General features: G+C 45.0%; 10 protein-coding genes and 2 pseudogenes. All 12 read left to right on the top strand.

What is annotated here, in order from left to right; all coding sequences use genetic code 11:
* Nucleotides 1–772 precede the first annotated feature (772 nt).
* Nucleotides 773–1849, top strand: a complete 1077-nt coding sequence (locus QZ938_RS31250) for a permease (RefSeq protein ID WP_293355982.1) — start codon at nt 773–775, stop codon at nt 1847–1849.
* 303 nt (nt 1850–2152) lie between these two features.
* A complete protein-coding gene (locus tag QZ938_RS31245) occupies nt 2153–2941 on the top strand; it encodes a TIGR03943 family protein (RefSeq protein ID WP_293153705.1) in 789 nt (262 codons plus the stop codon).
* Between the two features lie 252 nt (nt 2942–3193).
* Nucleotides 3194–4594: an oligosaccharide flippase family protein gene (locus QZ938_RS31240; protein ID WP_293153708.1), complete on the top strand. Its 1401-nt coding sequence runs from the start codon at nt 3194–3196 to the stop codon at nt 4592–4594.
* A 286-nt stretch (nt 4595–4880) separates the two neighbouring features.
* Nucleotides 4881–6449 (top strand): hypothetical protein, encoded by a 1569-nt coding sequence (locus tag QZ938_RS31235; protein WP_293355985.1) that lies wholly within the window; start codon nt 4881–4883, stop codon nt 6447–6449.
* A gap of 281 nt (nt 6450–6730) precedes the next feature.
* Nucleotides 6731–7297: a hypothetical protein gene (locus QZ938_RS31230; RefSeq protein ID WP_293153714.1), complete on the top strand. Its 567-nt coding sequence runs from the start codon at nt 6731–6733 to the stop codon at nt 7295–7297.
* Nucleotides 7298–8094: 797 nt separating this feature from the next.
* Entirely contained in the window at nt 8095–9450 is a 1356-nt protein-coding gene (locus QZ938_RS31225; RefSeq protein WP_293153717.1) for an ATP-binding protein, read from the top strand.
* A 113-nt stretch (nt 9451–9563) separates the two neighbouring features.
* Nucleotides 9564–10046, top strand: a complete 483-nt coding sequence (locus tag QZ938_RS31220; RefSeq protein ID WP_293153720.1) for a CBS domain-containing protein — start codon at nt 9564–9566, stop codon at nt 10044–10046.
* 77 nt (nt 10047–10123) lie between these two features.
* Nucleotides 10124–11149: an RNA-guided endonuclease TnpB family protein gene (locus QZ938_RS31215; RefSeq protein ID WP_363318922.1), complete on the top strand. Its 1026-nt coding sequence runs from the start codon at nt 10124–10126 to the stop codon at nt 11147–11149.
* A gap of 661 nt (nt 11150–11810) precedes the next feature.
* Nucleotides 11811–13628 carry a group II intron reverse transcriptase/maturase gene (gene ltrA, locus QZ938_RS31210; protein WP_293355988.1) on the top strand — a complete coding sequence of 606 codons (1818 nt, stop codon included), beginning with the start codon at nt 11811–11813 and terminating at the stop codon, nt 13626–13628.
* Nucleotides 13625–13828, top strand: a complete 204-nt coding sequence (locus QZ938_RS31205; RefSeq protein WP_293153723.1) for a hypothetical protein — start codon at nt 13625–13627, stop codon at nt 13826–13828. The genes ltrA and QZ938_RS31205 overlap by 4 nt, the downstream gene beginning before the upstream one ends.
* 47 nt (nt 13829–13875) lie before the next feature.
* Nucleotides 13876–14310 (top strand): annotated as a pseudogene (locus QZ938_RS31200) (sensor histidine kinase); the annotation flags it as partial.
* Nucleotides 14311–14404: 94 nt separating this feature from the next.
* Nucleotides 14405–14548 (top strand): annotated as a pseudogene (locus QZ938_RS31195) (sensor histidine kinase); the annotation flags it as partial.
* Nucleotides 14549–14670 lie beyond the last annotated feature (122 nt).

Genomic DNA, 14670 nt, shown 5'->3' with positions numbered 1-14670 from the left:
GATTAAGGGTGAAGATATCGGGAGCGCAATGGAATATTGAGAACGTTTCGTCTATCCTTGCTCTTCGCTGTGCTTATCTCAACGGTCAACTTTCAATTTGATGTATTTGCCAAAGTGAGATGCACCCCATAGATAGGGCGTAGGCACGGGGTACCACCCCTACAAATCTTTATGAATCATTTAGGGATTGCGATATTAGCGCTCGCTGAATAAAAGTAGAAAGCTTGCCAGATAAAGGGTTAAAGCTTTCTAGGCTCTACAGGAGTTCAAGTTATAGAATTATACAGGCTCAAAACCCTTGCACTTTCATTCTTAGTTTCTGGATAAATTTGGGAATGCAAGCAATAAACCTACTATTTTTTAAGCTGTGTAGCCTCGTTTTTCCACTACGTACACTTTTTAAGCAAGCCCTATATTACTAGACTTCTTGCAAAAGTCGGGAATAGGGAACAGGGAACAGGGAACAGGGAACAGGGAACAAGAATTGATGCAAACAACACCGCAAAAATATTTTTGCAATCTTGTCTACTGAAAATCATAATTAATTAACGATAGAGGAAAACTATAATTGTGCGATCGCCCGACAAGGCACCGCACTCATTCAGTTGACAGTTGACAGTTGACAGTTGACAGTTGACAGTTGACAGATAACATTGACGATCTTAGCAAAAAGTTTCAACTGAATCTTAACTTAGGGCTGTGAAGCAGGTATGATCGACAGGGGATCTGCCGAAGACGTGCAACTAGATACAAATTTACCAGTAAGTGATTGATGCAACCAGCCCTCACGAATCAGTTAAACAATGCTTTTACCCTTTTTCTCAGCTTATTAGTAGAAGCAATACCTTTTCTGCTGCTGGGAGTTTTATTCTCAGGTTTGCTGCTGGGTTTTGTAGACGAACGCAAACTCGTATCCCGCATCCCGCGAAACCCGCTGCTGGCGGCTTTGATGGGTAGTTCGATCGGCTTTTTGTTTCCTGTGTGCGAGTGCGGTAACGTCCCCGTAGCCCGCAGGTTGCTAATGCAGGGAGTCCCCGCACCAGCCGCGATCGGCTTTTTACTCGCGGCGCCTACCATCAATCCCGTGGTAATTTGGGCGACTTGGACGGCTTTTCGCGATCAGCCCGAAATTGTAGTTTTGCGGGTAGTCTTTTCTCTGTTGATAGCCACAATTATCGGCTGGGTGTTCAGCGTCCAAACAGACTTGCGGCCTCTGTTACACCCTTCTGTAGCCCGGGCGATTCCCCTCCCAAAACCCGAGTTTTCCGAAACAGAACTCGCCCCAGCCGACACTCCGCTACTGTTGCAGTCGGGAACTTTTATGCTAGGTCAGGGCGGTGCAGTGCCGATCGAATCTTTGCTACAAGACCAGCGACAGCCCTTAAAAACAGGCAAAACAGAAAAAACCTCGAAACGTTCCTCCATGTTCCACCCCGTTTCTAAAGAGCGTCTGCGCCTGCTTTTAGATACTATGGTACAGGAGTTGCGGGAATTGGGAGGAGTGTTGGTTGTCGGAAGTGCGATCGCCGCCATCATTCAAGTTGGCGCACCCCGCGAACTAATTCTCAACCTCGGCCAAGGCCCCGTTTCCTCGATTCTGGCCATGCTGCTATTAGCCGCAGTCGTATCGATTTGTTCTACGGTAGATGCTTTTTTTGCCCTTTCTTTTGCTTCCACATTTACCAGCGGTTCGCTGTTAGCATTTCTCGTTTTTGGCCCGATGATTGACCTCAAAGGCATCGGTTTAATGCTGTCTATTTTTAAAAGTCGCTCTGTAATTTACTTAATGGTTTTGGCCGCTCAGTTAACCTTTTTAATGACCCTCGCTGTCAATTTGTATCTAGGTTAATAAATTAGCCCGGACGCCTAACAATAGATTCCCAATTTCCAATTTCCCCTGACTAATTTCCCCTGACTAATAACGTGAGATCGCAGGGACAGCACTACTGACAACTAACCACTAAGAGGGCGGGCACGGGGGCACCGCCCCTACCAACTACCAACTAACAACTAGCAACTGACCAATGCCCAATGCCCTGTTTGGCCAATGCCCTGTTTGGCCAATGCCCCATGCCCCATGCCCCATGCCCCATGCCCCATGCCCCATCCCTCCGCTTCGCTTCGCCCAATGCCCCATGACCAATGACTAAAAATGAATTTAAAGAAAATTAGCCCGTGGCTGGACGCCCTAGCTATCTTAGCGTGGGGAATATTGCTCCTCAAATATTGGATCACCGGGAAATTAAGCATTCTGATTCACCCGAATTACTTTGGATTGACTCTAGCAGCCGGAATCAGCTTAATGATTATTGGCGGTTTAAAAACTTGGGAAATCATCAAAGTCGATCGCGCCAACAAGCAATCCCGGACATCCTCAACCAAAAAATCTGCCAGAAGTACAGAAGTTGAACACATTACTTTATTTCCCCCCAGTATCGGCAGCACCTTAATGTTGAGCGTCGCATTGATCGGTTTAGCGGTAACGCCACGCACATTTACCAGCCAGACAGCACTCGAACGAGGCCTCACCGAATCCGTGCCCATCACCAGACTGCAACCCCAAGAATTTCGCAATACTACAAAACCCGAAAGGCGATCGCTCATCGAATGGGTGCGGCTGTTAAATTTCAATCCAGAACCCGATACATATAGAGGTCAAAAAGTCAAGGTACAAGGATTTGTGATTCACCCGCCCAACGTAGCAGAACAATATATGTGGATCGGGCGTTTTATCATTACCTGCTGTGCGGCGGACGCCTATCCGATCGGGTTGCCTGTCAAATTAGCGATCGGTCAAAGTCGCACCGCCTTCGCCCCAGACAGTTGGCTAGAAATAGAAGGAGAGACGATCGTAGAAGAACTGCAAGGCAAGCGCAAATTAATTATTCAAGCATCCTCCCTCCGACCTATTCCCGAGCCTAAAAACCCTTATGATTATTAGACAGCCAGCAAGTTGGAGATTAAATTTTACCTTGGCGATCGCGAGATGGGCATCCCGCCAATCAGCCAGTGTAATCTCGCGACTTGAAATCTGTAGTATTTGAGATTGTGGGATGGGCCAAAAGAGCCCCTCCTCCGTAGGGCAATTAACACAAGGTAAAGTCAGCTATAAAAGTAGCAGCAGCATCCTGTATGAGTTGCCAACAGGAAATTCAGCAACTAGACTCGTAATTAGAAAATAAGTTCTCCCTATATGTCATCTGAAAAAAAATTAGCGATTAAAGGTGCTTTCTGGACGATCGCCAGCTATGGAAGCAGTCAAATTATCCGATTCGGCAGCAACCTAATCCTGACGCGCCTGCTGTTGCCAGAACTATTTGGTCTAATGGGTCTAGCCTACGTTTTTATAGCAGGTGTCCACCTATTTACAGACATTGGTCTTGGCCCAAGTATCATCCAAAACAAGCGTGGAGAAGAGCCAGAATTTCTCAACACCGCTTGGACAATGCAAGTTATTCGCAGTGTTTTTATTTGGTTTTGTTTAATTTTAATCACCTGGCCAATCGCTACTTTTTATCGAGAACCCCGTCTCCTGTGGTTGATTCCGATCATAAGTATAAGTACTCTCATAGGAGGATTTAAATCTACTTCCGTATCCATTCTCGAACGCAAAATGACAGTTAAGAACGTAGTAATATTTGAATTGACCATACAGGTCATTTCTACTACAGTCATGATTGTTTGGGCATGGTTCGATCGCAGTATCTGGGCTATCCTCGCAGGGGGTTTGACAAGCTCTATAGTGGAATTAGTATGGAGCCATTTTTTGATTCGCGGTCATTCAAACCGTTTTGCTTGGGATCGAGAGGCAGTTAAAGAAATATTTTCGTATGGAAAATGGATATTTTTGTCTACAATTTTATATTTTCTGTGTTCCCAAGCCGATCGCCTAGTTCTCGGAAAAATATTTAGTTTAACAATGTTGGGCATTTACGGCATTGCTTTTACCCTCGGCGATATGCCTCGTCAAGTAATGGTCGCCCTCGCAGGCAGGGTAATTTTTCCTTCTATTTCGATGCTAGCAGACTTGCCTCGCGAAGAATTGCGCGCCAAAATTCTCAAAAACCGCAACTTGATTCTGATCCCTTTAGCCCTAGGCTTAGCAATTTTTGTCAGCTTTGGAGATCAGATAATTGTAAGTCTGTACAGGAAAGAGTATATGGCAGCATCTTGGATGATGCCAATCTTGGCTTTAGGTATTTGGCACACGACTATCCACAATTTGATGGGTTCTTGTTTGTTAGCGATCGGGAAATCTCAGTACGCAGCTATGGGCAATCTGGCCACTTTCTTGAGTATCGCTATCGGCATCCCAGTAGGATATCATTTTATGGGTAATTTAGGTGCTGTGATTGCTGTAGCTGTCGGTGACATTCCTACTTATTTAGTAGTTACCTACGGTCTTAGGAAAGAAGGGCTAACTTGTTTTTGGGAGGACATGAAGTTGACAGCAATGTTTTTAGGGACACTAGCAATCATACTTTTTGTGAGAAAGTCTCTGGGTGGCGGACTACCGATAGATCGCATTTCACCTGAAGATATAAGACGGACTCATGACATATTTGTCAGTACAGTTCAGAGCGCAATATTCTGACCTCTAAAATATGTATGTATTTCCCATAAAATCCTGAGAAGCAATTCGTTGAATATCCATAAGCCAAGTGTATTGATATTTAAGTCACTTCTCAGGAGGTAAGTTTAATTGAGTTATGGACGCACGACAAATTTCAAAAACCAGTTTTTTGACCAAAAAAGAGGTAGCAGCCATTTATATTGCTAAAAAAATAGGTTTCTAAGAGTCGGGAGTGCGTCCTGGACTGTAAAATTTAATAGGGAAAAATTGGCAGTTAATTTTCAGCAGGAAGAGGAGAGAAAGATTTGTGAGTATTTTTAACAAAAAAATTAATCCTTCAACCTTCGCTATTGGGCAATTCAAACAGCCGATCGACCGGGTAGCGATTTTCCTCATCCTACTGCTGAGCGTCTTAATGGGACTGCTGCTACTGAGTGGCGATCGCACAGCGCCCAGAGTGCGAGACTTCACTTGGGAGAACAAACAAATCGGCGCCGCAGATACCGGCTTTATTCTCAACTTCTTTCGGCCGATGAACCACTCCACCGTCGAGGAAAACTTAAAGCTAGAACCGCCCCTCCCAGGTAAATTCAGTTGGGCCGGCAGGCGCATGGCCTACACCCTCAAAGATCCAGCACCCTACGGCGTTACCTACACCTTAAAACTCGCCGGCGCCACCGACAAGTATTTTGGAGAAAACAACCAATACAAAGGAACGCCAATTCAACCGTTTAGCAGTTCCTTCCGCAGCCGCGATCGAGCTTTTGTTTACATCGGCGTTGAAGGCGAAACAGAAAGCAGATTAATGCTAGTCAATCTCACCAGCAGCGACTCGAAACCGATACCGCTGACTCCCAAAGATTTAGTTGTCACCGATTTTAAACCGTATCCCGACAGCGATCGCATTTTATTCTCCGCCACAGATCGATCGATCGCCCGTACAGGCGGCACCCTAAATCAAGAACTATTTACAGTCACCACCGGCCTCAATCCCCAATCCCCCGGAGAAGATCCCCAACCAGCACAACCAGCAGGTAGAATCGACAAACTCTTAGACTCCAAAGACTACCAAAACCTCAAATTCGACCTCTCAGCCGACGGAAAAATCATCATTATCCAGCGCGTCAACCGCCGCAATCCCGGCGATTTCAGTCCTTGGATTTTGGAAGAAAAAGTGGCGCCCAAACCCTTGGAGAACCAACAAGGCGGAGATTTTATGATTCGCCCCGACAGCAAATCGATGGTAATATCTCAAAAACAAGGATTGGCGATCGTCCCCCTCAAACCAGAAGCAGATCCAGTAGAATTTTTGCCCAAATACGAACAAGTATTGGGGATGGCCCGCGACAACTCCGCCGCCGCCTACGTTAAATACAACAGCGACTACACTCGATCGCTCTTTATTTTAGACAACCAAGGCGCAGAACAAGAAATACTGCGGATTCCCGGTAGCATCATCGCCGTTTATTTCGATCCGCGCAAAGACAAAGACAACCAATTCCAGCGTCTCTACTGCTTGCTAGCCGAACGCCTCAAAACCGCAAGCTACAAAGAACAGCCTTTCATCGCCGCCATCGACCTCAAAAAAGAGGGCACTCGTTTGGTAGGAACCATCAAACCGCTGCTAGTTTTGCCCAACCAATTAGATACCCAAATCAGTTTATCTCCCGACGGGCTGGCATTAATTTTCGACCAATCAGTCACAACAGCAAAACCCACAGCAGCAGACACTCCCCGCAACGATAGCGGACAGTCGATCGCCACCAGCCGCCTCTGGCTGCTACCCTTATTAGAAATACCCGCAGACAACTCTCCCGCAAAAGTACAGCCAGAAGAACTGCCCTTTGCCGGCTATCACCCCCGCTGGCTCCCGTAAATCAATTTTAGATCTTAGATTTACAATAGTTCGGACAGCACGCACTAATTCTCAGAAACCTCGTTGCTGCGTAGATTTTTCCTTGCCAAACCTCTTATTGTCCTAGAAACCTGGTTTTTGAGCGTCAGTCATAATATTTTAAATCCACAAGCGTCAGTCCTAAGATGGTGGATTTTATATTTTAGATTGAGCCATACTAAATCGATCGCAAAAACTTAGAAACCCAATCCCTAGCCTGCCATCTCAAATCTCAAACCTCAAAGCTAAAATCTAAAATTACCATGACTCCCGAAGAAATTAGTAATACCCTTAAAGACTTATTTGGCGAAAATGTTGAGACGCCTGCTGCCACTTCTTGGCAAGTCCAAACCCCTAAATTTCGCCTCTTAGTCCTGCTTTCAGAAGACGGAACTTGGTTGCGGACTTTGCTACCCATCGCCGATGCTCAAGAAGCTCAACCTTTTTTCGAGAAACTGCTAGAAGCTAACTTTGACACCACCCTCGAAACTCGCTACGCCATACATCAAAACGTTTTGTGGGGAGTGTTTCAGCACAGTTGCGCTACACTCGCCGCCGCCGATTTCTCGGCCGCCATCACCAGACTGCTAGCTTTGCAAGAACAAGGTTTGTCCGACTTTTTCGGCGGTTTAATCGAAAGCCGCATCCGTCAAATCATCAAAGCAGCCAAGATGCAGGGACAATCCATAGAAACGACCCTTCAAACTTTAGATCGTTTTTACGCAGAGGGATTGATGGGCGAAATGGAACTCGGGCGAGAGTCTCGCGAACAGACTCTCGCCACTTGGCGCTATCAGCTAGAACGCCTCTGGCCCGAGGTGGAACCCTGAGAGGATTTGAGATTTGAGATTTGAGATTTGAGATTGCAGATTGCAGATTGCAGATTGCAGATTGTAAATTGCAAAAAACAGAGCCTTGTAAGACGGCAGTCGGAGTTGGGAAGTTCCCTAAAGTTCCATTTATTTAGAGTGGTAGGGCAGCAACGCCCGACGGTTAGGACTTTCTTAATTCCTGAAACCCTTGCATTCGATTGCTTCTTGCTTCTTGCTTCTTCCGATTTTTGCCTCCGCCCGAGTCTTGACCCTTAAGGCGCGGATTGGACGATCGCCATCCGCCCCCTATATCCCTCGATCCATCCCCGTATATTCACCAATTGCCCGCTATCGCTGTTCTCCAATTCCCTACCATCACCCAAAAATGGTATAACGCATAACCAAAGTGCCTTAATGATTTTTTAAGATTTCCGAAAACAGGCGATCGCATGGTATATCATGGTAAAAAGTTAATAACAAAGCTCCGTAAGTTCCACAAAAGCTTCGATCGTTTAACATTGATTCAGAAACCAAATCTTTATAGCAATCCTAAATGATTCAGATAAATTTGTAGGGGTAGTGGATGGTGCGTGCCTACCCCCTATCTATCGGGCAACCGGGATCTTAAAGATCCCCTACAAAAATTATGCAAATGATTTAGGATTGCTATACCAGACAATGCCAGGGCGATCGAGTTTTCCCATCCGGTGCTGCTGTAATTTTTTAAATTAATAATTACCCACCACCAATTACCAGTTACCAATAAATAGCAACTAAAGTTATCCATCATACAAAATTTAACAGGAGTTTCATCTATGTTGGCTGTGCATCAGATTAGCTCGGAGTTATCAGTGTTACACATACCTGCAATTTGTACTTGGAACATCTCCTTAGAATCAACTCTCCTGGACTTGCCTCTCTACAACTGCCAAATAGAATTAACTCAACAGGCAAAAGAAGTAGCCCAGGCTTTTGAAGAAAATTCCATGCTTCCAGGCGTCATGTTGACAAATATGGGTACTTTTGTCGGCATCATATCCAGGCGTCAATTTTTTGAAAAAGTTAACCGTCGCTACGGGTTAGAAATGTTTTTCAAGCGACCGATAGAGGTATTGTACAGATTTTCTAGGCAAGAGCTACTGGTGCTTCCTAGCAGTAAATTAATAGTAGAAGCCGCCCAGGAATCGCTTTACAGACCAGCAGAATTAGTTTACGAACCTGTAGTAGTCGAGGTTGCACCCCATACCTACAGACTGTTAGACGTACACCAATTAATGGTTGCTCAATCAATAATTCATCAATTGACAAATAAATTGCTCCACGAACAAACCCAAGCCAAACTTATCCAAACCGAAAAGATGGCGAGTCTGGGGAGGATTGTAGCAGGTGTAGCCCACGAAATTAGAAATCCGCTGAACTGTATTTGGGGAAATTTGACTTTTCTGCTGTCCTATTTTGAAAATTTGCTTCAGCTAATGTCGGTTTATGAAGCAGAATATCCGGAACCGTGTCCCCGAATTGATGCCATCAAAGAAGAAATAGAATTTGATTTTTTACAAGAAGATTTGCCAGTCACCTTAGAAGGCACGAAGTGGGGAGCCTCACAATTACTAAAAATAGTCAACGGTTTGCACCACTTCTCTCACATGGATGAGACAAAGCCCGTGGATATAGACATTCACGAATGCGTGGAGATTACAATGTTAATCCTGAAAAACCGCTTTAAAAATGGCATAGAAGTGGTAAGAAAATACGGCGAACTGCCGCTAGTTAACGGTTACTCGGGTCAATTGAGTCAGGTATTGTTGAATTTGTTAGTTAACGCTCTAGACGCCCTGACAGAGTATGCAGCCGATCGCGAACTAGATACAGAGTGCGCGGACAACTGGCAGCCCCAAATCCAAATTACGACTAAAGTGGTAGAAACCGCAGAGGGCAAGTGGGCCGCCATTGCGATCGCCGATAACGGGCCCGGCGTTACCCCAGAAAATCAGCAGCACATATTTGACACATTTTTTACCACTAAACCAGCAGGCAAAGGCAGCGGTATGGGCCTGGCAATCAGCCATCAAATCATCACAGAAAAGCATGGCGGCAAACTAAAATTGCGATCGCAGCCGGGCCAGCACACCGAATTTGAAATACTCCTGCCGATCGTTGGCAAAACATGATTAACTCAAGAACAGCCTTCAGGTTCGGCCATCCAAGTTAAGCGCGATCGGCTAGCTTAGTAGTTAAGTCCTCATTTTGCTTTCCCAGCGTGTTTCGGCAACTAAAAGTTCCAGTGGCAAATACATTAAGTCCCAAACTCCTCGGCCCTTCACTCTCCGAAGGCAGCCATCAAGATCTTTCCCTAGAGTCTACCCTCCAAGATTTGCCCCTGTATCAATTTCAGGTTAAATCGAGCTGCTTGGCCCTAGTAGTTGCCGAAATCTTTGAACAGAATCGCCCAATCCCGGGAGCCGTATTAATAGAAGCAGGAAAATTGGTCGGGATGATATCCCGCAGACAACTGCTGGAATATTTGCTCAAACCCCAAGGCCCCGAGCTATTTTTGCACTTACCGCTGAAGGTTATCTACAGTTACGCTCGCGTCGAAATATTATTGCTTGCAGAGAGTACAACCATTTTGGCAGCCGCTCAACAAGCTCTGCGTCGATCGCCCGAATTGCAGTCAGAACCAATCGTAGTCCAAATCGACTCCCAATCTTACCGGCTCTTAGATCCTCACCAAAGAACTGGGTCTGAAGCCCCGTCCTTCGCTTGACGGCTTTAATTCTCTAAACTTTGGTGATTCTATTAGGAAGGTGTGGTACGATAGAGTAAATCAAATAGCAAGGAATAATGAAAGCAAGGTATCAGTACAGAATATATCCAGCCAACCAACAACGACAGAGCTTGGCTCAATTGTTTGGTTGTGTTCGAGTAGCCTGGAACGATGCTCTTGCACTTTGCAAGCAATCAGAGAGAAAGCCTAAATCTTCCGAACTCCAGAAAATAGTGATTACTCAAGCCAAGCAAGCTGAAGAAAGAGCTTGGTTGAGTGAAGTCTCGGTAGTTCCTTTACAGCAATCTGTAGCGGATTTGGAGACAGCTTTTAAGAACTTTTTCGACTCCTGTAAAGGGAAAAGAAAGGGGCGTAAAGTTGGGTATCCTAAGTTCAAAAAGAGGACTAATAGTCAGTCTGCAAGATTTACTCTTCGTGGTTTCTCTATAAAGGAGAACGGTGGTGTCTATTTAGCCAAGATTGGAATTGTCAAGCCAGTTTGGTCGCAAGAGTTGCCATCAAGCCCTAGCTCCGTTACGGTAATCAAGGACTGTGCTAATCGGTACTTTCTGAGTTTTGTAGTAGAGATTCAGCCAATTCAAACCGAGGCCTTGTATCCAAGTATCGGGATTGATTTAGGAATTAAAACCTTTGGAGTAATGAGCAATGGGGAGAAAGCTGAAAGTCCTAGCTATAAAAAGTTAGACCGCAAAGTCCGCAAACTGCAACGCAAGTTAGCTCGTCAGCCAAAGGATTCAAAAAGAAGAAATGTAACTCGAATCAGAATTGCTAAATTTCATAATAGAATTGCCGACACCCGTAAAGACTTCCTGCACAAACTATCAACCAAAATAGTCAACGAAAACCAAGTGATTATTTTGGAATATTTAAACGTGTCGGAAATGGTAAAGAATCGGAAGCTTTCAAGGGCAATTAGTCAACAAGGATGGAGAGAATTTAGGACTCTCTGTGAAGCCAAGTCGAAGAAGTTTGGCAGAGAATTTAAAGTAATTAGTAGATGGGAACCTACTAGCCAAGTTTGCTCAGACTGTGGTTTAAATGGGGCAAAATCGATTTGTCTATTCGTTCAGTGCTTTGTCTAAGTTGCGGCAATGTTCAAGACAGAGAGTGCGATTCGTTCTGGAGAAACCCAGCAATGGGGGGATTCCAGGCATCTGTAGGGTAACTAATCAGGTTGAGTTCGCACTTAAATCCCTTACAGATGACAACTTAATATCCATGTGGGTGAGAATTAGTATCCTAGAACCCTCAACTCCCACCCTCCAAGCGCAGGAGTGAAAGCACTTCCCCGAAGGTAGCGACTAGCCATCAATCCTTCAAGCGGGGAAGAAAGACGGCACTGTAGGGAGCCTTACCCGACACCCGTCAAGCAAGTACCCATGAATAACGAAAGTGAAGATGCGTTGACTCATCAATACTTGTAACCAGCGAAATAAGGTCTGATACGCTGGGAGTCCTAAAAAGGCAAGGTCAGGGAATCAATAGTGTCTCAACTAAGTGATTAGCGCTTCCCGTAAACCTGGTGAAGAGCATCATTCTGAAAGGTACAACCAATGAATATTAGGAACGAAGTAACCACCCGTATGCTCTCTGTTGAAAGTCGAATCAAGAGAGTAGGTGCTAACCGGATGCTGCGGATTGGAAAGATTGAGTCAGAAGCGAATGCCTTGAGTAATTTCAAGGATATGCCAACAGACTCACGGTGATACCGAAGGTAAAGCCAACAGTAGTAGTCAATAAGTCATGAACACGGCAAAACCGATGTATGAATGGAACCAACTCCCCTGGCGTAAGCTAGAGCGGGAAGTGTTCAAACTACAAAAACGGATTTATCAAGCCTCTAGTCGTGGAGATGTCAAGTTAGTTCGCAGACTCCAAAAGTTGTTGATGAAATCGTGGGCTGCAAAAGCTATCGCGGTGCGTAGAGTAACCCAGGATAACCAAGGGAAAAAGACGGCTGGTGTGGATGGCGTCAAATCACTAACCCCAAAGCAACGTCTACACCTGATAAACAACCTAACTCTGGGTTCTAAGGTCAAACCAACCAGGCGAGTATGGATTCCCAAACCTGGAATCGAGGAAAAAAGACCTTTAGGAATACCTACCATGAATGACCGCGCATTGCAGGCGCTTGTTAAACAGGCCCTAGAACCTGAATGGGAAGCGCGTTTTGAACCTAGCTCATATGGGTTCAGACCAGGACGCTCATGCCACGACGCGATTGAAGCAATTTTTATGGCAATTAACAAAAAGCCGAAATACGTGCTTGATGCAGATATTGCTAAATGCTTCGACCGCATTAACCATGAAGCGCTGCTCAGAAAACTCAATACATCCCCCACCATTCGCCGACAAATTCGAGCCTGGTTAAAAGCGGGGGTGATGGACAATAGGCAGCACTTTGAAACATCTGAGGGTACGCCACAGGGAGGTGTCATCTCCCCACTACTGGCTAATATTGCCCTCCACGGGATGGAATGGCGGATTAAAGACTACGTGGAAACCTGCGACCTTAAAAGGTCAGATGGAAAATATCAACTTCCTTCAAGGGACAAACGTAATTCAGTCTCAATTATACGCTATGCCGACGACTTTGTAGTTCTCCACAAAGACTTAACCGTCGTATCTGGATGCAAGGAGATAATCTCTGAATGGTTAAAAGACATGGGTTTGGAATTGAAGCCAAATAAAACCCGATTAGTGCATACTCTTGAAGAACATGAGAATCAAACACCAGGATTTGACTTTCTGGGATTTCACGTTCAACAATTCCTAGTTGGTAAGTATATAACTGGGAAAGACTCAAATGGAATACCCCTAGGCTTCAAAACCATCATCACCCCAAGCAAATCCAAGTGTAAACTACACTACAACCATATCAAGGAAGTAGTTAAAACCCACAAAGGCACCTCACAGAAGAGGTTGATAGAGAAATTAAATCCTATCATTCGAGGCTGGGCAAATTACTATTCAACGGTTTGTAGTAAAAAGGCATTCTCAAAAATGGATGCCCAGATTTACACCTTACTTGAATCTTGGGCAAAACACCGCCATAGAAATAAAGGCAAAAAGTGGATAGCCAAAAAATACTGGAAATCAATCGGCGGTGATAACTGGGTCTTCGCAACCAGGGATGGGAAAAATCCCATCCGGTTACTCAAACATAGTTCCACCCCAATCAAAGACTATGTGAAAGTTAAAGGCGATGCGTCACCATACGACGGCAACCTGGTTTATTGGAGTTCAAGAATGGGTAAAAATCCCCAGATGCCAAAGCGAACAGCATCGTTGCTCAAACAGCAAAAAGGGAAATGCGCCCACTGCGGACAATACTTTAAAGATGGAGATGTAATGGAGCTAGACCATATCATCCCTAAATCTAATGGTGGAAAGGATGAATACAAAAATTGGCAATTACTCCATCGTCATTGTCACGATACAAAAACTGCCAGTGATGATAAATACGGCAATCAATCTGACTGCAATAGTGTCAAGCCTAAACAACTTTCTACCTGGAGATGGTTCTGGGATGAAGACACATTGGTAATGAGGTATGTATGACAAACACCGTATCACTGAGGAGCCGTGTGATGGGAAACTATCAAGCACGGTTTTGGAGAGCAGCGACTCTCGTGAGGGAGTCGCTGACTTTAATTGAAAATGCTGCTAGAAATATAGAAAAAGTCGGGATGGGGAATCGCCACGACTCTAAACGGACGCAGAGGGAGAGTAAGACTACGAAAGGTAGCATCACCCTGTGAAGCGTCAAGAATCACTGTGGCTTTAGCGGGCGTGAGTATTTCAAGCACTAAACATCGCCTACTGGCAAATTCGCGGCATAGAAACTCAAGTCCGCTACGAAAGAGCCCAAACTCAAATGATTCAAAGCGAAAAAATGGCTAGCTTAGGCCGTTTAGTCACCGGAGTAGCCCACGAAATTTTAGATCCGGTAGGCTTCATTTGGGGCAATTTAACCTACGTCAGCGAATACAGCAAAAACTTAATGCAGTTGCTCTCAGTTTACGACGCACACTGTACCAATCCCCCGCCAGAAATAGCACAGCTAAAAGAAGATATAGACTACGACTTTTTGCAAAACGATTTCCTCCGAACAGTTACCAGCATCAAAGCCGGAGCCGAACGTTTGAGCAAATTAGCAAGCAGTTTGCAAAACTTTTGCCACATCGACGATGTGTATCCCAAACCAGCCGACTTGCACGCCAACATAGATATAGCGGTTCTCAGAAAGATTCGCGGACGTTGTTGGGCTTCAGCCCCCTTAGTTTAAGCGGTTATACAAGCTGTCAGGCATACCTCATCTTTTTGAGAAAGGCTATAGCATACTTTTGCTGCTCAAAAGTCGTTTGAGCGGGGAAATCAGAGTAGTCAAAAACTACGGCTACCTGCCACCAGTCCCGTGCTATGCAGGACAGCTAAACCAAGTATTTATGAATATCTTGACCAATTCTATTAATACATTAGACCTCTTGCGAAAGTGCAATCGTTCGAGGTAAAATAAAACAAAAATTAGATTGAGAATATGAATTACGAAGAATTACAAAAGTTAACCCCCAAAGACTTTAAACGCTACTGTGGAGTACAT

It is taken from the genome of Microcoleus sp. CAWBG27 (genome assembly GCF_020883145.1).
Classification (GTDB): Bacteria; Cyanobacteriota; Cyanobacteriia; order Cyanobacteriales; family Microcoleaceae; genus Microcoleus.
Note: the sequence above shows the minus strand (reverse complement) of the source record. Positions and strands in the feature narration are given on the sequence as shown.